Source organism: Paraburkholderia rhynchosiae (assembly GCF_002879865.1).
Classification (GTDB): domain Bacteria; phylum Pseudomonadota; class Gammaproteobacteria; order Burkholderiales; family Burkholderiaceae; genus Paraburkholderia; species Paraburkholderia rhynchosiae.
In genome coordinates this window covers 39,405-61,417 of the sequence record NZ_PNXY01000009.1, presented here as the reverse complement: position 1 = coordinate 61,417, position 22,013 = coordinate 39,405, and the positions used below count along the sequence as shown (strand labels likewise).

Annotated in this window: 21 protein-coding genes; 7 read left to right on the top strand and 14 right to left on the bottom strand. The window is 62.5% G+C overall.

Annotated elements, in window-relative coordinates; all coding sequences use genetic code 11:
- Window positions 1-116 precede the first annotated feature (116 nt).
- Window positions 117-824 (bottom strand): transposase, encoded by a 708-nt coding sequence (locus tag C0Z16_RS14790; RefSeq protein ID WP_013340707.1) that lies wholly within the window; start codon window positions 822-824, stop codon window positions 117-119.
- Between the two features lie 187 nt (window positions 825-1,011).
- On the opposite strand from C0Z16_RS14790, the gene C0Z16_RS14785 reads away from it, so the two are divergent.
- Genes C0Z16_RS14785 through C0Z16_RS14780 form a run of 3 tightly spaced genes read left to right on the top strand, consistent with a single transcriptional unit; the run spans window position 1,012 to window position 2,481 of the window.
- Complete coding sequence (locus C0Z16_RS14785; RefSeq protein ID WP_102632878.1) at window positions 1,012-1,737, top strand: OmpW/AlkL family protein; 726 nt, start codon at window positions 1,012-1,014, stop codon at window positions 1,735-1,737.
- Between the two features lie 49 nt (window positions 1,738-1,786).
- A complete protein-coding gene (locus C0Z16_RS37410; protein ID WP_146014309.1) occupies window positions 1,787-2,053 on the top strand; it encodes a hypothetical protein in 267 nt (88 codons plus the stop codon).
- A gap of 47 nt (window positions 2,054-2,100) precedes the next feature.
- Entirely contained in the window at window positions 2,101-2,481 is a 381-nt protein-coding gene (locus C0Z16_RS14780; protein ID WP_102632877.1) for a DUF883 family protein, read from the top strand.
- 132 nt (window positions 2,482-2,613) lie between these two features.
- Here the strand turns inward: C0Z16_RS14780 and C0Z16_RS14775 are convergent, their stop codons facing one another.
- The 7 genes from C0Z16_RS14775 to pilM all read right to left on the bottom strand — a co-directional run bounded on the left by C0Z16_RS14775 (window position 2,614) and on the right by pilM (window position 10,045).
- Window positions 2,614-3,819: a deoxyguanosinetriphosphate triphosphohydrolase gene (locus C0Z16_RS14775; protein ID WP_102632876.1), complete on the bottom strand. Its 1,206-nt coding sequence runs from the start codon at window positions 3,817-3,819 to the stop codon at window positions 2,614-2,616.
- A 70-nt stretch (window positions 3,820-3,889) separates the two neighbouring features.
- Window positions 3,890-4,975, bottom strand: coding sequence for a 3-dehydroquinate synthase (aroB, locus tag C0Z16_RS14770; protein ID WP_102632875.1), 1,086 nt, complete (start codon window positions 4,973-4,975; stop codon window positions 3,890-3,892).
- Entirely contained in the window at window positions 4,975-5,526 is a 552-nt protein-coding gene (locus C0Z16_RS14765) for a shikimate kinase (RefSeq protein WP_102632874.1), read from the bottom strand. The genes aroB and C0Z16_RS14765 overlap by 1 nt, the downstream gene beginning before the upstream one ends.
- Window positions 5,527-5,632: 106 nt before the next feature.
- On the bottom strand, window positions 5,633-7,360 hold the full coding sequence (locus C0Z16_RS14760; RefSeq protein WP_102632873.1) for a type IV pilus secretin PilQ: 1,728 nt from the start codon (window positions 7,358-7,360) through the stop codon (window positions 5,633-5,635).
- A complete protein-coding gene (locus C0Z16_RS14755) occupies window positions 7,360-8,319 on the bottom strand; it encodes a hypothetical protein (protein WP_102632872.1) in 960 nt (319 codons plus the stop codon). Before C0Z16_RS14755 ends, C0Z16_RS14760 begins: the two co-directional genes overlap by 1 nt.
- Window positions 8,316-9,056: a fimbrial assembly protein gene (locus tag C0Z16_RS14750; RefSeq protein ID WP_102632871.1), complete on the bottom strand. Its 741-nt coding sequence runs from the start codon at window positions 9,054-9,056 to the stop codon at window positions 8,316-8,318. The genes C0Z16_RS14755 and C0Z16_RS14750 overlap by 4 nt, the downstream gene beginning before the upstream one ends.
- The gene (gene pilM / locus C0Z16_RS14745; RefSeq protein ID WP_102632870.1) at window positions 9,053-10,045 is read right to left on the bottom strand and encodes a pilus assembly protein PilM; all 993 of its coding nucleotides are present in this window, start codon (window positions 10,043-10,045) and stop codon (window positions 9,053-9,055) included. The genes C0Z16_RS14750 and pilM overlap by 4 nt, the downstream gene beginning before the upstream one ends.
- A gap of 251 nt (window positions 10,046-10,296) precedes the next feature.
- Here pilM and C0Z16_RS14740 point away from each other — a divergent pair, with 251 nt between their 5' ends.
- On the top strand, window positions 10,297-12,690 hold the full coding sequence (locus C0Z16_RS14740) for a penicillin-binding protein 1A (RefSeq protein ID WP_102632869.1): 2,394 nt from the start codon (window positions 10,297-10,299) through the stop codon (window positions 12,688-12,690).
- A 112-nt stretch (window positions 12,691-12,802) separates the two neighbouring features.
- Here the strand turns inward: C0Z16_RS14740 and cyaY are convergent, their stop codons facing one another.
- The gene (gene cyaY / locus C0Z16_RS14735; RefSeq protein WP_102632868.1) at window positions 12,803-13,120 is read right to left on the bottom strand and encodes an iron donor protein CyaY; all 318 of its coding nucleotides are present in this window, start codon (window positions 13,118-13,120) and stop codon (window positions 12,803-12,805) included.
- Window positions 13,121-13,155: 35 nt separating this feature from the next.
- Here cyaY and C0Z16_RS14730 point away from each other — a divergent pair, with 35 nt between their 5' ends.
- Together C0Z16_RS14730 and lysA are read left to right on the top strand one after the other, a co-directional pair.
- Window positions 13,156-13,512, top strand: coding sequence for a lipoprotein (locus C0Z16_RS14730; protein WP_102632867.1), 357 nt, complete (start codon window positions 13,156-13,158; stop codon window positions 13,510-13,512).
- A 9-nt stretch (window positions 13,513-13,521) separates the two neighbouring features.
- Window positions 13,522-14,784, top strand: a complete 1,263-nt coding sequence (gene lysA, locus C0Z16_RS14725; protein WP_102632866.1) for a diaminopimelate decarboxylase — start codon at window positions 13,522-13,524, stop codon at window positions 14,782-14,784.
- Between the two features lie 95 nt (window positions 14,785-14,879).
- Here the strand turns inward: lysA and msrQ are convergent, their stop codons facing one another.
- The 5 genes from msrQ to C0Z16_RS14700 form a co-directional block, all read right to left on the bottom strand.
- Window positions 14,880-15,590, bottom strand: coding sequence for a protein-methionine-sulfoxide reductase heme-binding subunit MsrQ (gene msrQ, locus C0Z16_RS14720; protein ID WP_175130675.1), 711 nt, complete (start codon window positions 15,588-15,590; stop codon window positions 14,880-14,882).
- An 11-nt stretch (window positions 15,591-15,601) separates the two neighbouring features.
- A complete protein-coding gene (gene msrP, locus C0Z16_RS14715; RefSeq protein ID WP_102632864.1) occupies window positions 15,602-16,597 on the bottom strand; it encodes a protein-methionine-sulfoxide reductase catalytic subunit MsrP in 996 nt (331 codons plus the stop codon).
- Between the two features lie 183 nt (window positions 16,598-16,780).
- Window positions 16,781-17,992, bottom strand: coding sequence for a c-type cytochrome biogenesis protein CcsB (ccsB, locus tag C0Z16_RS14710; RefSeq protein WP_102632863.1), 1,212 nt, complete (start codon window positions 17,990-17,992; stop codon window positions 16,781-16,783).
- 4 nt (window positions 17,993-17,996) lie between these two features.
- The gene (locus C0Z16_RS14705; protein WP_102632862.1) at window positions 17,997-20,195 is read right to left on the bottom strand and encodes a cytochrome c biogenesis protein ResB; all 2,199 of its coding nucleotides are present in this window, start codon (window positions 20,193-20,195) and stop codon (window positions 17,997-17,999) included.
- 116 nt (window positions 20,196-20,311) lie between these two features.
- Entirely contained in the window at window positions 20,312-20,965 is a 654-nt protein-coding gene (locus tag C0Z16_RS14700; RefSeq protein WP_102632861.1) for a c-type cytochrome, read from the bottom strand.
- A 217-nt stretch (window positions 20,966-21,182) separates the two neighbouring features.
- Here C0Z16_RS14700 and yihA point away from each other — a divergent pair, with 217 nt between their 5' ends.
- Complete coding sequence (gene yihA / locus C0Z16_RS14695) at window positions 21,183-21,836, top strand: ribosome biogenesis GTP-binding protein YihA/YsxC (protein WP_102632860.1); 654 nt, start codon at window positions 21,183-21,185, stop codon at window positions 21,834-21,836.
- Window positions 21,837-22,013 lie beyond the last annotated feature (177 nt).

Here is a 22,013-nt window from a genome sequence, read left to right as displayed (position 1 = left end):
CCAATTATCAATTTGGTGCATCGCCGCGCGTTTTTATTGGTGCCATATCATATTGGGGCAAAATAAAACGGCATATCTCGATGCCTTTTAAAACGCAGAGCCTTGATCCTGAACGCTTATTGCGCTTGCGGCGTCTCGCGCACCTTGCGCGGCCGCCCGCGCGGCAGCGGCGACACGCGCCGGTTCGCCGCGCGCGCTGCCCATTCCCGATACGTGTCGCTTCCAAGCACCCAGCCCTTTAGGGTGGCCTGCTGAAGCTGGCTCGCCTCGCGTTCGTCGAGCGGCTGCTCGCACAATTCCCGGTACGCGCGCTGCCGTTCGAACGGCGTATTGCCGAGCGACCAGTAAAGCGGATGGTCGGTGATGAGGCTGTCGAGCGTGAGGCCGATGTGATGACGGTAGCTCGACCAGCGGTAGTCTTCCGGCGCGCTCACGAGCTGCATGCGCACCGGACACATTTCGACGACGCGGCTCGCCAGCAGGAAATACCGCTCGCCTTCGATCACCGTGGCGCGGTAGCGCCCTTCCCACAACGTGCCGCGACGTGCGTAACGGCGGTTGAAGTGCGCCACGTAACGGCGCCCGACCGCCTGCATCGCCTTGGGCAAGCTCGACTCCTCAGTAGGGGTGACGAGCAGTTGGACCGCGCCCGGCATCAACGCGTAGGCGTGGATGGACAAGTGATGATCGCGCGAAGCCGCTTTCAAACAGTCGATGAACAGTTCGTAGTCCTGGTCGTCGACGAACGCAGGCTGCTGATCGAGTCCGCGGAGGATGACGTGCTGCGGCTGGTCAGGAACATAAAGACGTGCAAGCCGTGCCATGCTGGAGTATCCGATAGTCGCGTTGGTACATACCCGAAGGTCCGAAGAGCCGCATGCGCCGGAGGTTCGGCGCGGCGCGGCCAGGCCACAAAGCGCGCGCGGCTTAGGGAGAAAGCTCTAACCGCCGCGTATGGTTAGTTTCAAACGTTGTAGTCATAATGAGCAGGCCTTTTTTGGAGGAGCACATATGAAATTAAAACAGGCCGTAACGGGGGTCGCGGTGCTAGCCAGCATGACAACGGCAGCGCACGCGCAATCGGCCGGTAGCTTTGTCGTCTCAACAGGCTGGTTCCATCTTGCGCCTCAATCGAGTAGCGAGCCTCTGCGAGTGACGAGCATCGGTGGCAGCCCGACCAACATCACAGAAGCCAATACCGGAGCCACGCTTAGTTCAGCCGACACCATCGGCGTGACCGCAGGCTACTTCATCACCGATCACATCGCCGCCGAATTCGTGGTTGGCTACCCGCCTTCGTTCGACCTGAACGGCACAGGCAACCTCGAACAATTCGGCAAGCTGGGCCAGGCGAAACAGTGGAGCCCGACTCTGCTGTTCAAGTACTACTTCAACGCTCCGACTGCCACGTTTCGCCCGTACCTCGGTATCGGCGTGAGCCGCATCTGGTTCACCGACGAGAAGATCACCAACGGCGTATTTGAAGCAAACGTCCTGCATGGTCCGACCAGCGTCACTACGGATAGTTCGTGGGAGCCGGTGTTTAATGCAGGCTTCACTTACGCGTTCGATCAGCACTGGTTCGCGGGCGTTTCGGTCTCGTACCTGCCGCTCAGCACCACGGCCAAACTGAGCACGCAGGCCAAAACGCCGGTGGGTACGCTCACCGTGCAATCGCAAACCAAGATCAAGCTGAACCCGATCGTTACCTACGTCAATATCGGTTACCGTTTCTAACGCGTCATCGAACGACGCTGTTGGGTTAGGGTAGTCGAATTCCCGTGGCTTGAACAACGCCGTCATTCATCCAATGGCGGCGTTTTTAATTTTGTGCGCGTGGGAAAGCAGTGCGCCGCCTTTACCGATGCGACGTCCGCAGCGTTCATGCGTTTGTAAATTTGACCCGCGGGTGCTGCGCTTCGTGCAATATGTGCTGACGAATATCGGTTCAAGCCACGGTGTGTCGGGCCTTCCCGATGGGTCTATGTCGGTCTGCGCCTTTGGCACCGAAGTTGCGTTCTGGTGGTGTTTCCCGCGTTGCGACGTGGTTTAAGTGCGAGCGTGAACGTGGGCCTTTTTACCCTCATCGACGGAGCGACCATGACAGCACTTCCGAATACGCGAGACGCCCTCGGCGAATCCTGGACCAGCACGAGCCGCCGTGCGCGGCGTATTGCCCGCCACAGCCGCCACGCGGCGGAGGACATTGCAGGCGAACTGCGCACGCTGATGGCGGAACTCGAGTCCACACTGGCGGACGGCACCCAGGCCGACGCAGTAGCGCTGCGCGGCAAACTGCGCAAGCAACTCGACACCGCGCGCGACCGTTTGAACGACACGCGCGAAGCCGTGCGCGAACGCGCCGGCGTAGCGCTCGCCGACGCCGACGACTACGTGCATGAAAACCCATGGCAAACGCTGGCGATTGTCGGCGGCGTGGCGCTGATCGCAGGCGCGTTGTTCGCTTCGCGCTTGCGTTGAAAAACTACGCTGAAATCACGCTGCAGCTGCGCTGAGTTGTGCTCGTCGCACTCTTGCGCCGAATTCGCGCCAACACTTCGCAGCGAGCGTTGATGCGATGACGAACGGCCACCGGCGAGAACCGGCGTCCGTTCAGTTGTCGTCGATCACGAAGAGCCGCTGATACTCCTTCCGCGCGTACCGGTCGGTCATGCCCGCGATGTAATGCGCGATCAGCCGTGGTTGCTGCGCGGCGTCGGTGGACTGGTAGCCTGGCGGCAGCAGCCGCGGATCCTCCGTGAACGCGTCGAACAGCCCGACGACGACCCGGCGCGCCTTGTTGGCCATGCGCATCACGCGGTAATGGCGGTACAGGTTCTTGAACAGGAAGCGCTTGAGCGCCGCCGCCTGACTGGCGATCGCCTCGCTATGCGCGACGAGCGCTGGCGAGGCGCGGACAGCGTCGAGCGAATCCGGCGCATGGCGGAGCAGATTCCGCCTCGTCGTGTCGATCAGATCCACGATCAGCGTATTGATGATGCGCCGCACCGTCTCGTGGATCAGCCTGCGGCCTTCGATCCGGGGGAAATCGCGCCGCGCGGCTTCATAGTGCGTCTGCCACAGCTCGACCTCGGCGAGTTGTTCGACGGTGAGCAACCCCGAGCGCAAGCCATCGTCCACGTCGTGGTTGTTGTAGGCGATTTCATCCGCCACGTTCGCGATCTGCGCTTCGATAGACGGCTGACGCCCTTCCAGAAAGCGCTCGCCCAATGCGCCCAGCCGCCGTGCGTTTTCGCGCGAACAATGCTTGAGAATGCCTTCGCGTGTCTCGAAGCACAGGTTCAAGCCGTTGTACGCCCCGTAGTGCTCCTCCAGATCGTCCACGACCGCGAGACTCTGCAGATTGTGTTCGAAGCCGCCGTGTTCGCGCATGCATTCGTTCAGCGCATCCTGGCCGGCATGGCCGAACGGCGTATGACCGAGATCGTGCGCAAGAGAAATGGCTTCGACAAGGTCTTCGTTGACGCGCAGATTGCGCGCCACGGAACGCGCGATCTGCGCCACTTCGAGGCTATGCGTGAGGCGCGTGCGGAACAGGTCGCCCTCGTGGTTCACGAACACCTGCGTCTTGTATTCCAGACGCCGAAACGCCGTCGAATGGACGATGCGGTCGCGGTCGCGCTGAAATTCGGTGCGCGCGCTCGGCGGAGCTTCGGGGTAGCGGCGTCCACGCGACTGCGTCGACTGTGCGGCATACGGCGCGAGATGCGCTTCAAGCGCTTCCTGGGTTGGAACGTCGAGCGCCGCCGTGTCTGCCGCGGGTTCCTGCTTTACATCGTCGCTGCGCCTGTCTGTCACCGGGTTCTCCGAAACATGGGCGGCGCCGGTTGACGCCGTGCGCGGCGCCTCGCTGCAACGGCCGGCCTTGTCAGACGGCGGCGGCCAGCGAGGCGTGCACTTCGGCGTCGGGCGCCTGGGTGATGAGCGTCTCACCGAAACGCTTCAGCAGAATGAATTTGATCGCGCCGGCTTCCGCTTTCTTGTCGACCTGCATCAGTTCGACGTAACGCGATTCCCCGAGCGCCGGTGCGCGGGTCGGCAAATGCGCGGCGACAATGACGTTGACGAGCCGCTCGCGCGACGCTTCATCAAGATAGCCCATGCGCACGGACAGATCCGCCGCCATCACCATTCCGCAGCCGACCGCCTCGCCGTGCAGCCACTCGCCGTAGCCGAGTCCGGCTTCGATCGCGTGACCGAACGTGTGGCCGAAGTTGAGGATGGCACGCAGTCCGCCTTCGCGCTCGTCCTGAGCGACCACCGACGCCTTGATCTCGCACGACCGCTTGACCGCCTCGGCGAGCGCCTCGGGTTCGCAGCGATTCAATGCTTCGACGTTGGCTTCAATCCAGCGGAAAAAACCGGCGTCGGCGATCGCGCCAGTCTTGATCACCTCGGCGACGCCCGCCGCCAGTTCGCGCGCGGGCAGCGTGCGCAGCGCGCCGATATCGGCGATCACGGCCTGCGGCTGATAAAACGCGCCGATCATGTTCTTGCCGAGCGGATGATTGATGCCGGTCTTGCCGCCGACCGACGAATCCACCTGCGAGAGCAGCGTAGTTGGCACCTGAATGAAGGGCACCCCACGCATGTAGCAGGCTGCGGCGAACCCCGTCATGTCGCCGATCACGCCGCCGCCCAACGCGATCAGCGTGGTCTTGCGGTCGGCGCGCGAACCCAGCAGTGCGTCGAAGATCAGGTTCAGCGTTTGGAGATTCTTGTACGCCTCGCCGTCCGGCAAAACGACTGTGGACACCTGCTTGCCGAGCGGCGCGAGCGCAGCGCGCAGCTTGTCGCCGTAAAGCGGGTCGACCGTCGTATTCGTGACGATGGTCACCGAGTTGCCGGCGATATGCGGCGCGAACAACGCGGTCTGGCCGATCAGGTCGGCACCGATATGGATGGGGTAGGCGCGTTCGCCCAGTTCGACGTTGACGGTAATCATACGGTCCATTATGACGCAGGATGTTTGGCGACGCCGGCCATCTCGAGCTGCATCAGGACCATGTTGACGAGTCCGTTGACCGAAGGCCGGCCGGTTTCGATCACGAAATGCGCACATTCGCGGTACAGCGGATCGCGTACTTCGTAGAGCGCTTCGAGGCGCGCTTTGGGGTCTTCCGTCTGCAAAAGCGGGCGATTTTTGTCGCGCCGGGTGCGCAGCCAGAGATCGTGCGGATTGGCGCGCAAGTAGATCACCACGCCGCGGCTTTGCAGCGCCTCGCGGTTTTCAGGCCGAAGCACCGCACCGCCGCCGGTGGCCAGCACGATGTTGTCGCGCCCGGTCAGGTCGGAAATGACGCTGGCCTCGCGCTCGCGAAAACCCGCTTCGCCCTCCAGCTCGAAGATCACAGGGATGCGCGCGCCCGTGCGCGCTTCGATTTCGTGATCGGAATCGAAGAACGGGCGATCGAGACGGCGCGCAATGGCCCGGCCCACGGTGGTTTTTCCTGCCCCCATGAGCCCTACAAAAAATACATTGGCGTGTGCGTCCCGCGCTTGCAACGGTGTCCTCTGGCTATTCCGGTATGGTTCGTGCCGCAGCTTACTGGCAAAGCGGCTGCCTTGTCGAGCCTGCGCGCCGCCGTTTCGGAGCGGCGGCTGCAAGCCCCTAATTCGTCTGAACGACGCGCGGCGTGATGAAAACAGCCAGTTCGCTGCGCTGATCGCGATGAGCCCGATGGCGAAAAAGCGCGCCTAAAAACGGTATTTTGCCCAGGACCGGCACCCGAGTCACATCGTCCCGACCGTCGGTCGCGTAGATTCCGCCGATCGACACCGTACCACCATCCTCGACTTCGACCCGCGTTTGCACATGCTTGGTGTTGATCGCGGGCCCGGCGTCGGTCTGTTCGCCGACGCTGTCCTTGGCGACGTCGAGATCCAGCACGACGCGGCCGTCCGGCATGATTTGCGGCTCGACCTCAAGCTTCAGCGTGGCCCGGCGGAACTGCACGCCCGACACGCCCTGCCCGACTTTGGCCTGGTACGGCAACTCGGTGCCCTGTTCGACGACCGCCTTCATCCGGTCCGCCGTGACCACGCGTGGACTGGAGACGATTTCGCCGCGGCCCTCGGCCTCCAGCGCGCTCAGTTCAATGTTCAGCAGCCGCGTGGCGCCTGCGGCGAACAACGTCAGCCCTGCCGTCGCGGCGTCGAATCCCGCAATCGGCCGCGCCGACAGATCGTAGACAAGTCCGTCCTTGCCGCCGCTCAAGCCTCGCGTGTTGCCGTCGGTGTTCGTGCCGGCCATCGACAGCCGCACGCCAAGATTGCGCGAAAAGCCATGCTCGCCCTCGACGATGCGCGCCTCGATCAGCACTTGCCGCGTTGGCCGGTCGACGGAATCGAGCAGCGCGGATATCTGCGCGAGGCGGCCTTCCAGATCCGTGACAAACAGCAGATTGGTGCGCGGATCGGCGGTCACGGCGCCGCGCTTGGACAACACGCGTTGATTACCGGAGCCGGTCAACAGACGCCGCACGTCTTCTGCGCGGGCATAGTGCAGTTGGAAAGTGCGGCTTGCGAGCGGCTCGAGATCGGCGGCCCGCGCATGTGCCTCGAAGCGCTGCCGCTCACGCGCCGCCAGGTCCGCGATCGGCGCGACCCACACCACATTGCCATGGCGCTCCATCGCGAGACCGTTGACGTCAAGCAAAGTGTCGAACGCGACGCGCCACGGCACCTTGTCCAAACGCAGCGACACGGCACCGCGCACTTTTTCGCTCGCGACGATGTTCAAGCCGGTGAACTGCGCGAACGCATTCAGCACGGCGCCGAGTTCCGCACGCTGAAAATTGAGAGAGATCGGCTTGTCGTCGGCGGCGAGCAAGGCGTCGGCGGCGGTTCTCGGCGCGCCGCTCAGGCGTGTGAGCGGCGGCAACGGCACCGGCGGGCCTTCGAGCGCGGATATCGTCGCGGCCGCGTCGCCAGCCGCGGCCGCCGATGGCCGACCCAGAGGCATGGAGCCGTCGGCGTCGTCTTTCGCTTCTCCTGCGCCGCCTTGTCCAGTCGACGTTGTTGTGCGCGAGACAGCGGCGTCGTCGGCGGAATCGTCGCGAAACGGATTCGGTGTTTCCGCGATAACACCGCGCGATAGCGGCGGTGCCTTATATGAAGCATCGGACGGTGCGATGGCATCGTCGAGCGGCATGTAGGCAGGCAACGGAGGCAGCGTCGGAATCGCGGCCCGTGCGACGTTTGCGTTCAGCGCGGCGCAGACATACAGACTCATCGACAGGCCAACGCCGACACACAGGCGCAGCCTCGGGAACGCAACGCCGAAGGTAGATGCTCGAGCGCCACGAGCGCCGGCGCGCAACAACTTCGCAACGGTCATCAGGAAGCCTCCGCGAGCGCGAGCGTACGCGTTGCATCGCCTTTGGCCAGCGTGATGCCGAACGTGTCGAATAGCGTCACGCGCTCGCCGCCGATCTCCTGTCCGGACTCGACGGTCGTCGCACCGTCCGGCGTATCGAACAACGCGAGACCGCGCGCGCGATCGTGCAGCAATCCGACCAGTCGGACTTGCGAAAGCCCCGGCGGGTCGATTGCGGCTTGCATCTGCGCAGGCGAGAACGGATCGAAGAACACGACGTCTTCTTCGTCATCCGAATCAAGGCTTGCGTCGGCGAGCTCCTGCACGGAGAGGCTCGCCGGCAGCGGGCGCAAGCCGCTGTATACGCGCAGCGTCGCGCTAACGGAGAGCGACGCCCCTTCCCGCTTGATGGCGACGTCGACGGGAATCATCAGCACCGGCAGGTCCGACAGTCCGCGCAGGAACGCCATCAGGTGGATAAAGTCGGTACGCACGGCGAATTGGAGCGGACGCTCGCTTTGGGCACCTGCGCCGCTCGCGGCACCGGGTTCGATCGCGAGCAGCATGACGTCGTTTTGCGCGGCAAGCTCGGAGACGACGCGCACGTCATCGGCCGAAGTCCACTGCGCTGGCGAGCGCGAAGCGGCAGCCGTCGCAGGGGTTGCGGCTGTGTTTGGCATTGTGGTTGCCGTGGCGGCTTCACGGCGCAACAACGGCAACTGCGCAAGCGCACGCTTCGCATCCGCGAGATGCCGCGCGCTCGCCTCCAGCGCCGCACGGCTCGCCTCGACGCGGCCGAGGTCCGCCACAATCCATCCGTGCGCGCCCAGGCCGAACACCGCGACGGCAATTAGCAACGCGACCGCCCAGCGGCGACGCGGGCTCCACGTATGAAGCGGCGTGCGCAGACGTTTCACCCAATGCGACAGCGACAAGCCAGCGCGTTCCATGCCGCCGAACTCGACATAACTCGTACTCATTTTGAACCTCCGATGTGATCGGCCTTTGCATTCGACGATGCCGCCAGGCCCGCCGCCTTCGCCGTATTCCTGGCGGCGTCGTCCCAATGCAAGCGAGCGCCGAACTCGATCGCGCCGGCGCTCGCCGCACTGGCATTCCCGTTCGGCGACGAGCGATGCGACTCGCTCATCTCCGCGCCCTTCACGCCGCGAATCGCACCGAGACGTTCGAGCCACTGCGCGGAATCGACATGCGCTCTGGACGTCGCCACGATTTCCGTCTCGTGGTCGCGCTGGCGAAGCTGCTGTAGCAACACGCCGTCGCCCGGTTCGAAGCTCAGTGCATCGAGCAGGTCACGCAAATACGTGAGCGGCTCCGACAGACGCTTTGCGCGCGCGGCTTCATCGCGCTGCTCCTCTCGCGTCCGCAGCAATGTGGCGCGCTCGGCCAGCGGGAGGGCGAGTTGTGCAAGCGATTGCTCGATCGACGCGCGCTGCGCGTCGATCCGCGCTTTCTCGAACGCCTGATATCCGGCTAGCGCGAGAACGGCTGTACAACCGGCCAACGCCGCGGCACCCCATGCAAGCAGACATCGCCGACGCGCGAGCCGCGCGTTGCGTTGCCTGTACGGCAGCAGATTGAAGCCGCCGAGCCAACGCTTCAATGAGCGAACGGCGTGCGCCCGGCGCGTGTCGCGCGCCTCAGGTGAACGCGCCGCTGTGTTCAGGCGCGCTGCATCGAATACCGCGGCGTTCATTCGAACACCCCGCGCAGCGCAAGTCCGAACGCGACCGCGCCGGTCGGTTCGTGCAGCAACGGATCGCTCAGTTGGCGCGCGAACCCGCCTAGCGCTGCACATTCGAACGGCAAGACGGTGCAGCCCAGAACGTCGGCGATATCGGCGATCGAAAAGCCGACGCCGTCGAGTAAGTCCACTTCGCCGCTCACCAGTGCGCAGTCGAGAACCGGGCCATGCACGAGATCGCGCAATGCGTCGGCGAGATCGGCATGCTCGGGCGCGGGATAATGCATTTCACCGGCGATGCTGTCGTCGACGAGACGCCAGCCGTGCACGCCGTCCACGCCGATCCACAACGCGACATACGGCTCGTGCGGATCGAGTTCGTGACTCGCCGCGTAACGCATGGCACCCAGAGCGGCGTGTGGCTCGCCGTCGATGGCGGTCAGCGAAATGCCGGCAGCCGCCGCACATTCGATCCGCGCTTCGAGATGCTGACGACCCGTCGCGGCAATCGTCACGGAACGCACAGGCGAAGGCTTGTCGTCGACGAACCAGTCGACGGCCAGCGCGTGCCGCTCGAGCCCCGCGATGCGCTCGACCTCGCTCATTACGGCCGGCTCGAGTTCGGCCAGTTCGTGCCCGCCGTCTTCAGCGCAACCGCTTTGCGCCGCAAGCCGCGCAAGCGGCACCGTGGTGGTCAACGTAGCCGACGCGGGCACTGCCATCGCACATCGCAATGCCTGCGTGGCACATGAATGCGGCATGCCGGCAAATGCGTCGCGCAACGCTCGCGCGACCGCATGGCGGTCGGCGATTTCAGTGCCGGCCATGGCAGTCGGAGCCAGCGGCACCGTGCTCACATATTCGATCTGCAGCGAAGCACATGCGCGCGCACGCCGACTCACCACGACGAGCCGCACATCTTGTGAACCGACATCGATACCGGCAGCGAAGCGCTGCGCACCTGCTTGCACGGCTTCAAGCCATGAATTTCTTAACGTCATCACGCCCTCCTTGAGACTCACGCGGCGAACCATTCGAACGCGAGTAACGAGGAAGAATTGTGCGTAAGCGCGCCGCCGAGCGACACTCAGCCAAATGGCTAACGTTGCACGGCGCTCGCCCTGGCGCCCATCGGAGCAGTTACAGTGAAGTCATTCCGCGCGTGCCGAGGCTTGCAAAGAACTGTCGGTAAGCATGCCGAAAGCTGAAAAGCTGGGCGGCTATAATCGCGGGACTGTTTTTTGGTGCCTATATGCAATCCACGTCTCCCACGTCTGTCCCGCCCCCGCCGCCGAAGCGCAAACGCCCGTTGTGGCTCAAGCTCCTGCTCGGCTTTTTCGGGTTGATCGTTGCGGGCATTGCGTGCGTGCTGCTGGTGCTCGGCTATGCGCTCGTCGTCGCCACGCCCAACCTGCCCTCGCTCGACGCACTCACTGACTACCGGCCGAAGGTGCCGCTGCGCATCTATACCGCCGACCATGTGCTGATCGGCGAGTTCGGCGAAGAGCGGCGTGACATCGTTCGCATTCAGGACGTGCCCGACAGTCTGAAGAAAGCCGTGCTGGCAATCGAGGACGCGCGCTTCTACGACCACGGCGGTGTTGACTTGACGGGCATCGCACGCGCCGGCATCGTCGCGCTGACCAATGGTCATGCAACCCAAGGTGCGAGCACCATCACGATGCAGGTGGCGCGCAACTTCTTTCTCTCCAGCGAGAAGACCTACACGCGCAAAATTTACGAAATGCTGCTCGCGTACAAGATCGAGTCCAAGCTCACGAAAGACCAGATTCTCGAGGTGTACATGAATCAGATCTATCTGGGTCAACGCGCTTACGGTTTCGCGAGCGCGGCGCGGGTGTACTTCGGCAAGGACCTCAAGGACCTGACGCTCGCGGAGTCTGCAATGCTGGCCGGCTTGCCGAAGGCGCCGTCCGCGTATAACCCCGTGGTGAATCCGAAGCGCGCGAAGGTACGCCAGGAGTACATCCTGCAACGCATGTACGAGCTGCATTACATCAACCAGCAGCAGTACGACGAAGCGAGCCGTCAGGCGCTCGTGGTGAAGGGCGCCGGCAAGGAATTCAGCGTGCACGCCGAGTATGTGGCGGAAATGGTGCGGCAGATGATGTACGCGCAATACCGCGAAGAAGCGTACACGCGCGGCCTCAACGTAGTGACGACGATCGACTCGGCGGATCAGGACGTCGCGTATCGCGCATTGCGTAAAGGCCTGATGGACTACGAACGGCGCCACGGCTATCGCGGCCCGGAAGCGTTCATCGAACTGCCGTCCGACGCGGACGACCGCGAGCAGGCCATCGACGACGCGTTGCTGGAACATCCGGATAACGGCGAAATCATTGCGGCGGTTGTGACGGCCGCGAGTCCCAAGCAGGTGAAGGCCGCGTTTATCGACGGGAACGTAGCGACCATTCAGGGCGACGGTCTGCGCTTTGCGCAATCGGCGTTGAGCGCGCGTGCCCAGCCGAATCAGCGTCTGCGGCCCGGCGCGATCATCCGGCTCGTCAAGAACGATGACGGAGATTGGGCGATCACGCAGTTGCCGCAAGTGGAAGGTGCGTTCGTTTCAGTCGTGCCGCAGGACGGCGCGATTCGCGCGCTCGTCGGCGGTTTCGACTTCAACAAGAACAAGTTCAACCACGTGACTCAGGCATGGCGTCAGCCGGGCTCGAGTTTCAAGCCGTTCATTTATTCCGCGTCGCTTGAAAAGGGACTTGGACCCGCAACCGTGATCAACGACGCACCACTCTTTTTCAGCGCCGCGGAGACCGGCGGCCAGGCGTGGGAGCCGAAGAATTATGGTGGCGGTTTCGACGGCCCGATGACCATGCGCACCGCGTTGCAGAAGTCGAAAAACCTGGTGTCGATTCGTATCCTGAACCACATCGGCACGAAGTACGCGCAGCAGTACATCACGCGCTTCGGCTTCGACGCTGAACGTCATCCGGCTTATCTGCCGATGGCTCTTGGCGCGGGCCTCGTCACGCCGTTGCAGATGGCGGGCGCATTCTCCGTGTTCGCGAATGGCGGCTATCGAATCAACCCGTATCTGATTGCGGAAGTGACCGATCCGCGCGGCGTCGTGGTTGCACATGCGCAGCCGCTCGTCGCCGAGCAAAGCGCGCCGCACGCAATCGAACCGCGCAATGCCTATGTGATGAACAGCCTGCTGCAAAGCGTCGCGCAACGCGGCACGGGCGCGAAGTCGAACTCATTGAAGCGCACGGACCTCGGCGGCAAGACCGGCACGACGAACGATTCGCGCGACGCCTGGTTCGCCGGCTATCAGCACACGCTCACCGCGATCGCGTGGATCGGCTACGACAACCCGCGCAGTCTCGGCGACAAGGAAACCGGCGGCGGCCTCGCGTTGCCGGTGTGGATTGAGTACATGGGACGCGCGCTCAAGGGCGTGCCGGACTACAAGATGCCAATGCCCGACGGCGTGGTCGAACTCGGCTCAGAAGTGTATTTCGACGAGTTCACGCCCGGCCACGGTTTTGTCGCGACGGTCGGCATCAGCCAGGCGGCACTCGACGAGGCGAGCGGCGCGTCGGCCGCGCCGGGACAGGTCGGCGAGCAGGAAAAACAGGACATCATGAATCTGTTCCGCGGGCACTGAGGCTACGCTTGCGTAGTATCAGTAGAAAAGCCGCCGCGCAGAGTTTGCGCGGCGGCTTTTTTTTCGACCCTCTCAGACTGGAGCCGCTATACCGTTCGTTCGAGCGCTGCGTTCACGCTTCGAAGCGCACGGGCTCGCCAGCCTGTTGCGTCGCGTACTCCGATAGCTCCGCGAAAAACTCCTTGCCGCTGCGCGTATCGCGCCACTCGCCATCGACGAAACGGAAGTGAAAACCGCCCGCTTTCGCGGCGATCCAGATCTCGCTCATGGGCGGCTGAAGATTGACGATAATCTTCGAGCGATTCGCAAACTCGAGGGTCAGCACATTGCCGCTGCGCTCCAGTTCAATGTCGGCGTCGGTCTCGTCCAGCGCGCGTTCGATGGCGGCTAGCGCGGCTTCCGCGCGGGTCAGGTAATCACTATCGGGCATGCTAAACTCCATCGATTATTCATTCAGGGACAGTCATGCGAGTCGTATCTCGGATGCGCGCGGCGGCGCCCGGCCGCGCGATTGTAGCGGGTTTAGCCATTCTCGCAGGTTGTGCGCTCGGTGGTTCGCTTACCGGTTGCGGGCAACGCGGTTCGCTCTATTTGCCCACCGTGCCGCCATTGCCGGCCAAGCCGATCGACCGCACGCAGCCGCCGTCGCCTGATGAAGTGAAACCCGGTGCTGAAACCGCATCGGACACAAGCTCCATTCCCGATACGTCGGGCACGCCGCTTTCGCTCGCGCCCGCAAGCGCACTCTCGGGGTCTTCCGCTTCCGCCGCATCTGCAACTTCGGCTCCGCAGCCCGCTTCCGCCGCCACTCCCGCTCAATAAGACTCTCGCATGACTCGACCTGCATTTGACTACGTCGACGGTGTGCTTCACGCCGAAGACGTGTCCGCCGTTTCACTCGCCGAACAGTTCGGCACGCCGCTTTATGTCTATTCGCGCGCCGCGCTCACCGACGCGTGGAACGCCTACGCGGGTGCGTGCGCTGGGCGCCGCGCGAGCGTGCACGTGGCCGTGAAGGCCAATAGCAATCTCGCGGTGCTGAACGTGTTCGCGCGTCTCGGCGCGGGCTTCGACATCGTGTCGAGCGGCGAGCTGGCTCGCGTGCTTGCAGCCGGCGGCAAAGCGGAAAACACCGTGTTTTCCGGCGTCGGCAAACATGCTAACGAAATGCGCCAGGCGCTCGCGGCCGGCGTCAAATGCTTCAACGTCGAATCGATTCCGGAACTGGATCGCCTGAACGCAGTTGCCGGGGAAATGGACAAGAAAGCACCGGTTTCGCTGCGCGTGAATCCCGACGTCGACGCGAAAACGCATCCGTACATTTCCACGGGGCTGAAGTCGAACAAGTTCGGCGTCGCGTTCGAAGATGCGCGCGCCACGTATCAGGCAGCCGCAGCCATGGCGAATCTCGAGGTGGTCGGTATCGACTGCCATATCGGCTCGCAGATCACCGAGGTCGCGCCCTATCTCGACGCGGTGGACAAGCTTCTCGAACTGGTAGAGCAGATCGAGCGCGACGGCATGACGATCCGCCACATCGACGTAGGCGGCGGTCTCGGCATCACCTACGACGACGAAACGCCGCCGGAGATCGGCGCGTTCGTGCGCACCGTGCTCGATCGCATCGAGGCGCGCGGTCACGGCCATCGCGAAGTGTATTTCGAGCCGGGCCGCTCGCTCGTCGGCAATGCAGGTGTGCTGCTCACGCGCGTCGAGTTCCTGAAGCCGGGCGCTGAAAAAAACTTTGCGATCGTCGACGCAGCCATGAACGACCTTGCCCGCCCCGCGATGTACGAGGCGTATCACTCCATCGACGCTGTGGTTAAGCGCGAAGTGCCGGCGCATGTTTATGACGTCGTCGGGCCGGTTTGCGAAAGCGGCGACTGGCTCGGGCGCGAACGGCTTCTGTCGGTCGGACCGGGCGATCTGCTCGCGATCCGTTCGGCGGGCGCCTATGGCTTCGTGATGAGTTCCAACTACAACACCCGCCCGCGTGCAGCGGAGGTGATGGTTGATGGTACACAAGCACATGTCGTTCGCGCACGGGAAGAAGTCCCGCAACTGTTTGCAGGCGAAACGATCTTGCCGGCGTAACCAGCGTCACCAATCCGTTGCATAGAGAAAGAGAAAGGCGATGCCATTGCGGCATCGCCTTTTTCGTTAGCGGTTACGCGTGCCCGCAGTCGCGGTCAATGCGGCTTCAACTTGCGCCGCTCGCGTAGCCACACCATCAGACGCCAACCCAGCAGCGCCACCATGATCGCGCCGTAGATTTTCGGCAGGATCAGGTCGTGCTTGCCCGCCTTCATCCACCAGAAATGCAGGATCGCGAGCGTGCCGATGACATAAATCGCGCGATGCAAACTCTGCCAGCGACGGCCGAGCTTGCGCACCATCGCGCGCGGCGACGTTGCGGCCAATGCGATCAGCAGCACGAACGCCGCAAAGCCGACTGTGATGAACGGCCGCTTGCCGATGTCCTTGACGATCTCCGCCACATCGAACCATTTGTCGAACCAGAGATACGTCGTGAAATGCAGCGTCGCGTAGAAGAACGCATAAAGCCCGAGCATGCGGCGAAAACGCATGAATGCCGCAACGCCCGTGAGCCGGCGCAATGGCGTCACGGCCAATGTGATGCAGAGAAACACAAGCGTCCACAGACCCGTGGAGCGTGTGATGAACTCGATCGGGTTCGCGCCGAGGCGGTCGGTCACGCCGAACAACACGATGCGCGCGAGCGGATACCACGCCGCAATAAACACGGCGATTTTCGCGGGCACGACCCAGCGCGCGCCCACCGCGGGCCGCCTTGCCGCCGCTGTCGACGCCGCCACACGTGCTTGCGGTCGCGACGCATTGCGCTCGCTGTGAGTGACAGATTGAGTATCGGAAGCCATCGTCATGTCGCTCAGAAATTCTTCTTCAGGTCCATGCCTTGATACAGCGACGCCACCTGATCGCCATAGCCGTTGAACATCAACGTCTTGCGCTTCGGCGTGAAAAAGCCGTCTTCGCCAATGCGCCGCTCGGTCGCCTGGCTCCAGCGCGGGTGATCGACATTCGGATTCACGTTCGAATAAAAACCGTATTCGCTCGACGCATAGGTGTTCCAGCTCGTCGGCGGCTGCTTGTCGACAAAGCGGATTTTCACGAGCGACTTGGCGCTTTTGAAGCCGTATTTCCACGGCACCACCACGCGAACCGGCGCGCCGTTCTGGTTGGGCAACACCTGACCGTACACGCCCATGGTCAGCAAGGTGAGCGGATTCATCGCCTCATCCATGCGCAGACCTTCAGAGTACGGCCAGTCGAGAACCGGCGTCGACAGTCCGGGCATCTGCGATGGGTCGGCCAGCGTGATGAACTGCACATATTTGGCGTTGCCGGTGGGCTGCACGCGCTTGATCAGCACGGACAGCGGCACGCCGATCCACGGAATCACCATCGACCATCCTTCGACGCAACGCAGCCTGTACACGCGCTCTTCGAGCGGCGCGAGTTTCAGCAATTCGTCGATGTCGTAGACTTTTGGGTTCCTGATTTCACCTTCGACGCTCACCTTCCAGGGATGCGCACGCAGTGTCCCCGCGTTATGCGCCGGATCGGATTTGTCGGTGCCGAACTCGTAGTAGTTGTTGTACGTGGTGATGTCTTTGAACGGCGTGATCTTGTCGAGCGTGACGAACTTCGCGTCGGTTTTCGCCGCCAGTTTCTGCGCCTTCGGGTCGGGTGACGCATAGGCTGCCAGCGCCTCGTCATTCACGCCGATCAGACTACCGAGCGCCATCGCGCCAGCCGCCTGCAACACGCGCCGCCGGTTCTGGAAAATGTGCTGCGGCGTGATTTCGCTGCGCGCGATGTCATCGCCGGTGAGTTGAATTCTGTCGCTTCGCTTGATCCACATCGTGCTGCTCCTTGCCGGCCCTCGGTTCACCCATCTTACGGGGCCATAGTGATGATCGCTTGTCGGGCCATCCATGCGTACTCTTATGACGAACACATTCGACGCGCAAATATTCCGCCAGCCATAAAAAAACCGCCGGTGCGAGGCACGCGGCGGTTCTTAGTCGGCAGGGAACGGCGGATATTACAGCTTGCCGTAACTATGCAGCCCCGACAGGAACATGTTCACGCCAAGGAAGGCGAAGGTCGTCACGAGCAGGCCCGTGAGCGCCCACCATGCCGCGGCCGCGCCGCGCAGGCCCTTCATCAGACGCATATGCAGCCACGCCGCATAGTTCAGCCAGACGATCAACGCCCACGTTTCCTTCGGGTCCCAGCTCCAGTAGCCGCCCCACGCTTCCGCCGCCCACAGCGCGCCGAGAATCGTGGCGATCGTGAAGAACGCGAAACCGACGGCGATCGACTTGTACATCACGTCGTCGAGCACTTCGAGCGCCGGCAGGCGGTCGGCCAGTACGCCGCGTTCCTTCGCCAGATACGCGACGGCGACCATCGCCGACAACGCAAAGCTGCCATAGCCGATGAAGTTCGCCGGCACGTGAATCTTCATCCACCAGCTTTGCAGCGCCGGGACGAGCGGCTGGATCTGCTGCGCGTCGCGGGCGACCGAATACCACATCAGGAAACCAACGGCGGCGCTGATCACCAGCAGCACGAACGCGCCAAGCGCGCGCGTGTTGTAGTGCTGCTCGTAGTACAAATAGAAGAGCGCGGTAATCAGGCTGAACAGTACGAATACTTCGTACAGATTCGAGATAGGAATATGGCCGACGTCGGCGCCGATCAGGTACGACTCATACCAGCGCACCATCAGGCCCACAAAGCCCATCAGCACGGCGACCCAGGTCATTTTCGAGCCGATTGCGGCGCCCGTGGGCGAACGCGACAGCAAACCAATCCAGTAGAACACCGTAGCGAACACGAACAACGCGCTCATCCACAGAATCGCAGACTGGCTCGACAGGAAATACTTCAGGAAGAACGCATTGTCGGCCCGGCTCAGATCGCCTTGATAGATCTGGATGGCCAGCAGCGACAGCGCCGCGATTCCCACCATCAGCGGACGCACGGGCTTCCAGCGCCAGCCGAGCACGACGAAGACCGGCACCGCGCAGACCAGCACCAGTTTGTCGTAGTAATTCATGAACGGGTGATAGCGCGACAGCGCGAACCCGGCGCCCGCGACCATCGCAAGCGCGAATAGCCAGTCCACGATACCCAGCCGTTTCAGGAACGGCCGCTCGTCAAATTGGGCAGCATTGAGCGCTTCGTCCGCGTGCGCCCTACCAGGCCGGGCGGATGAAGGAGAGGATGAGGAAACCTGAGTCAAGTCCATGGTATTACCGGGTCGAATCTTGTGAGCTTGCGGACGGCGCGCCGGCGCTGCCGGGCGATGCATCAGTGAGCTTGGCGCCCAGCGCGGCGCCGACCGCGTCGCGCGTCTGAAAGAACTCTTTTTCGAAGTCTAGCGTTTTGCGGGCGCTCGACATCGCCATCACGACATTTGTGCCCCGCTCAGTATCTTTGAGCCAGAACCAGAGGCGCCGTTCGCGGACATAGAACATCGAAAAGATGCCCAACACGAGGAGCAGGCTGCCAAGATACACGACTTTTTTGCCCGGCGCGCGCGTCAGCTGAAATACCGAAGCCTGGACCTGCTTGAAAGAGTCAAGCTGCAAGTAGACCGGCGATCCATACAAAAAGCTGTCGGATATCGCATTGATCGAGCTTTGTACGAAGCGGCTTGCATCCGCGTTGGCTTGCGCTTCGGGCTCGCCGAGTTGTTGTCGCGACAGTTGCCACATGTCCCACATCGAGCCTTCCAGCATGCGCAGCAACAGACCCGCGGCCTTTTCCTGCTCGCCCTTCGGCACCGAATGGTCGATAAAGCCGGCGATGGCCTGGAAGCCGCCCACCGGATGCCCGTTCGGCATCTTGACGCTGCTGTCAGCCCCCGCAAAAAGGGTCAGCACTCGCAAAGCGCTTTCTTCGAGGTGCTGCTGCAATTCGGTGTTCGCTTCCGGCACGGAGCGCAGCGCGAAACGGTGAGCGGCTTGCGCGCGCATGGCAGGGTTTTCCAGCGTCGCGCGCAGATTCATCCACTCCTTGACGGTGCCGCCGCTGTCGGCGGGAATGCGCAGGTAGCGGAACGGATCATCCGGATTCAGGCGCATGCCCGCGAGGAAGAATCTTTCCCCGGCCACCGTGACCGGCAACATGTAGTTGTTGTACTCGCGCGCCTGGCCGTCCTTGTCGCGCACCTTGTACTGCACCGACGGGCCGACGTTGTGCAAATCGACCGGCTTTGAAGTTTTTGCGCCGGAGCCGAGCCGCTCGTCGAACGCTTCCTTCAGCGAGCGATGCGCGGCGACGCCGCGGGCGTCGGTCTGACCGTTGCCGTTCGAGATATTTTCGACGTTGATCGCGCGGAAATCGGTGAACTCGACGGTCTGCCCGTCGGCAAGCGACGTGGCCGAGCTCAACGGCGCATTGCCGCCGATCGTGCCGCCGAACGGCGCGGTTTTCGCGCTCGCGCCGGCCATCGGGTAGGCCGTCATTTGCATTTGTGAGCCGCCGTCCTGGAAACTCGACTGGTAGATCGACACGCCGTCGTATTCAAACGGCTTGTTCACTTCGATGCGAGCCGGCACGCGCGCGCCGGTCTTGTGATCCACCACGACGATGTCGCTGGCGAACAGCTTCGGCATGCCTGTCGAGTAATAGTCGACGATGAACTTCTCGAGCTCGATCGAAAACGGCAGGTCCTGGATCAGCGAACCGTCTGGCTGATTCAGGATCGCCGTCGACACATGCTGCCCTTCCGGCACCCACGCGTAGCCGCGGAACGTCGGGTTCGATTGCGACAGACGGTGTTCCGGCGGGATGTCGTTGATCACGGTGTTAGCGCGGATCGGCGACTTGTCGAACAGCCACATTTGCAGCTTGATCGGCAGATTGCTGTCGAGCAGACCACCCAGACAGATCACGACGATCGCAAGGTGCGCGGAGATGTAGCCCAATTTGGTCAACGCGCCGCGCTTGGCGGCGATCAGTGTCGCGCCCTCAGATTCGCGCGTGACGAACTTGTAGCCGAGCTTGCCCGAGAGTTTTGCGAGCGTCGCGGCCGTCTGCGCGCGAGTGCCGTGCACCGCGAATTCGCCTTTGTGATGAAACGCGCGGAGGCTGGCTTCACGGACCTTGTCTTTCCAGCTCTTCGTGTCGGCGACCATTTTCGGCGCGTTGCGGATCACGCACAGCGACACCGACACCATCAGAAAGCCGAGAATCAGCATGAACCACCACGAGCTGTAGACCGTGTAGAGGCTCAGCGCGCGAAAGATGTCCGCCCAGAACGGGCCGAACTGATTGACGTAGTTGGGATACGGATCGTCCTGCGTGAGGACGGTGCCGATAACGCTGGCGATCGACAGAATCACGAGCAATGCGATGGCAAAACGCATCGAACTCAATACTTCGACGACGCTGCGTACGATGCGATTGCCCGACTTCGACTGCAAACCCGACGTGGTGACGCTCATTCATACTCCGACTGAACAGCAAAAAAGGGTGAAGGGCGGTCGTAGACACGACGCCCCCACCCTTTTCTTGTTTTGTACCGGCCTCGACGGGCCGGTTGCACTTGCGTGCGGACCTCTTAGTGCAAGCCCGCGATGTAATCGGCTACAGCTTTGATCTCGCTGTCCGACAGACGCGATGCGACCGCATGCATCGCCTCATTGTTGTTACGTGCGCCCGGACCTTGCGTGAACGCGTTCAACTGCGCCACCGTGTATTCAGTCCATTGCCCTGACAGCCGCGGATACTGCGACGGAATACCTTGACCCGTGGGCCCGTGACAGCTCGCGCATGCCGGCACGCCTTTGTCGGCAACGCCGCCGCGATAAATCTTCTGGCCGAGCGGCACCGTGTCCTTGTTGTGCGCATAGCCGGGCTTCTGAGCCTGCGCCGCGAAATACGCAGCGACGTTGACCATGTCCTGATCGGACAGCGCCGCAGCCATACCCGTCATGATCGCATTGTTGCGCACGGGCTGCCTGGCGCCAGGCTGCGGCTTGAAATCCTTTAGTTGTTTGACGAGATAGTCGGGATGCTGACCCGCCAGCTTCGGATACGCACCGCCGGCACTATTGCCGTCTGCGCCGTGGCAAGACGCGCAAACCTGCATTGCGATTGCCTGCCCCCGATTGATGTCCGGCTTTGCCGGCTCTGCTGCTCGTGCCTGAATTGCCAAACCTGAAAGACCTGCTGCTACATGAAAAACCATCAGAGCCTTGCACAGTCGATTCATTCGCACACCCTGTCTCGTCTTGTGGGATTTTAGAGGTTTTGCACAATACGACGGCGACCCAAGTGACCGCCAGGAGCCGCCGAGGCACGCGGGCTGGCCCCCTCAGGTTTTCAGTAAACCATCGTATTGTACAATAACTCGCTAATCGCTAAGACGCCAGTCGGGCTTGACCCGTCCCCACTCCGGGTTCCCCGGCGTCTCGAATTCCGGCCTGATCATGTCCTTCCTGCTCCACCAATCCCGCTTTTTCACGACCGTCAATCACCTGCGCGATCTGCCGGCCACCGCTCAACCCGAGATCGCTTTCGCGGGGCGCTCGAATGCGGGCAAGTCGACAGCCATCAATATTCTGTGCAATCAGAAGCGGCTGGCTTTCGCGAGTAAGACGCCTGGACGCACTCAGCACATCAACTATTTTTCGGTCGGCAAGGCGGACGAGCCGGCCGCGCATCTGGTCGATCTGCCGGGCTACGGTTATGCAGAAGTGCCCGGCGCAGCCAAGGCTCACTGGGAAGCGCTGCTTTCCACGTACCTGCAATCCCGCTCGCAATTGCGCGGCATGATCCTGATGATGGATTCGCGCCGCCCGTTGACCGATCTGGACCGGCGGATGATCGAGTGGTTCGCGCCGACGGGGAAGCCGATTCACGTCCTGCTTACGAAATGCGACAAATTGACGCGCCAGGAGTGCGTGAATGCGTTGCGCGCGACGCAGAAGGGAATGGCCGAATATCGGTCCGCGGGCTATCAGGGCGAACTCACGGCGCAGCTCTTTTCGGCGCTCAAACGTGTTGGTATCGATGAAGCGCACGAGTTGATCGAAAGCTGGCTGATCCCCAACGCGAAGGGCGAACCGGACGCGGCGCAGTAAGAGGCGTTGCGCGTCGGCGGGCAGGCTCGAAGCGCTATTTCGGCTGCCCATAAAAAAACCCGCCGCTTTAACGGCGGGCCAAACAGCCTAATCGAAAAACGACAGGCACCCGCTCAGGGAGGAGAAGCGGGGAGGTCAGCGCCAGGCGCCTTGCTCGATCGGTATGATATACCATTG

Bases quoted from the DNA above. Each gene is read 5' to 3' on its own strand.
- ccsB (WP_102632863.1), bottom strand. From the start codon at position 17,992: ATGGACTTGACTCAGGTTTCCTCATCCTCTCCTTCATCCGCCCGGCCT.
- msrP (WP_102632864.1), bottom strand. From the start codon at position 16,597: ATGTGGATCAAGCGAAGCGACAGAATTCAACTCACCGGCGATGACATC.
- C0Z16_RS14700 (WP_102632861.1), bottom strand. From the start codon at position 20,965: ATGAATCGACTGTGCAAGGCTCTGATGGTTTTTCATGTAGCAGCAGGT.
- C0Z16_RS14705 (WP_102632862.1), bottom strand. From the start codon at position 20,195: ATGAGCGTCACCACGTCGGGTTTGCAGTCGAAGTCGGGCAATCGCATC.
- C0Z16_RS14785 (WP_102632878.1), top strand. From the start codon at position 1,012: ATGAAATTAAAACAGGCCGTAACGGGGGTCGCGGTGCTAGCCAGCATG.
- msrQ (WP_175130675.1), bottom strand. From the start codon at position 15,590: ATGGCTTCCGATACTCAATCTGTCACTCACAGCGAGCGCAATGCGTCG.
- lysA (WP_102632866.1), top strand. From the start codon at position 13,522: ATGACTCGACCTGCATTTGACTACGTCGACGGTGTGCTTCACGCCGAA.
- aroB (WP_102632875.1), bottom strand. From the start codon at position 4,975: ATGGACCGTATGATTACCGTCAACGTCGAACTGGGCGAACGCGCCTAC.
- yihA (WP_102632860.1), top strand. From the start codon at position 21,183: ATGTCCTTCCTGCTCCACCAATCCCGCTTTTTCACGACCGTCAATCAC.
- C0Z16_RS14780 (WP_102632877.1), top strand. From the start codon at position 2,101: ATGACAGCACTTCCGAATACGCGAGACGCCCTCGGCGAATCCTGGACC.
- C0Z16_RS14730 (WP_102632867.1), top strand. From the start codon at position 13,156: ATGCGAGTCGTATCTCGGATGCGCGCGGCGGCGCCCGGCCGCGCGATT.
- cyaY (WP_102632868.1), bottom strand. From the start codon at position 13,120: ATGCCCGATAGTGATTACCTGACCCGCGCGGAAGCCGCGCTAGCCGCC.
- C0Z16_RS14740 (WP_102632869.1), top strand. From the start codon at position 10,297: ATGCAATCCACGTCTCCCACGTCTGTCCCGCCCCCGCCGCCGAAGCGC.
- C0Z16_RS14755 (WP_102632872.1), bottom strand. From the start codon at position 8,319: ATGAGTACGAGTTATGTCGAGTTCGGCGGCATGGAACGCGCTGGCTTG.
- C0Z16_RS14760 (WP_102632873.1), bottom strand. From the start codon at position 7,360: ATGACCGTTGCGAAGTTGTTGCGCGCCGGCGCTCGTGGCGCTCGAGCA.
- pilM (WP_102632870.1), bottom strand. From the start codon at position 10,045: ATGACGTTAAGAAATTCATGGCTTGAAGCCGTGCAAGCAGGTGCGCAG.
- C0Z16_RS14750 (WP_102632871.1), bottom strand. From the start codon at position 9,056: ATGAACGCCGCGGTATTCGATGCAGCGCGCCTGAACACAGCGGCGCGT.
- C0Z16_RS14790 (WP_013340707.1), bottom strand. From the start codon at position 824: ATGGCACGGCTTGCACGTCTTTATGTTCCTGACCAGCCGCAGCACGTC.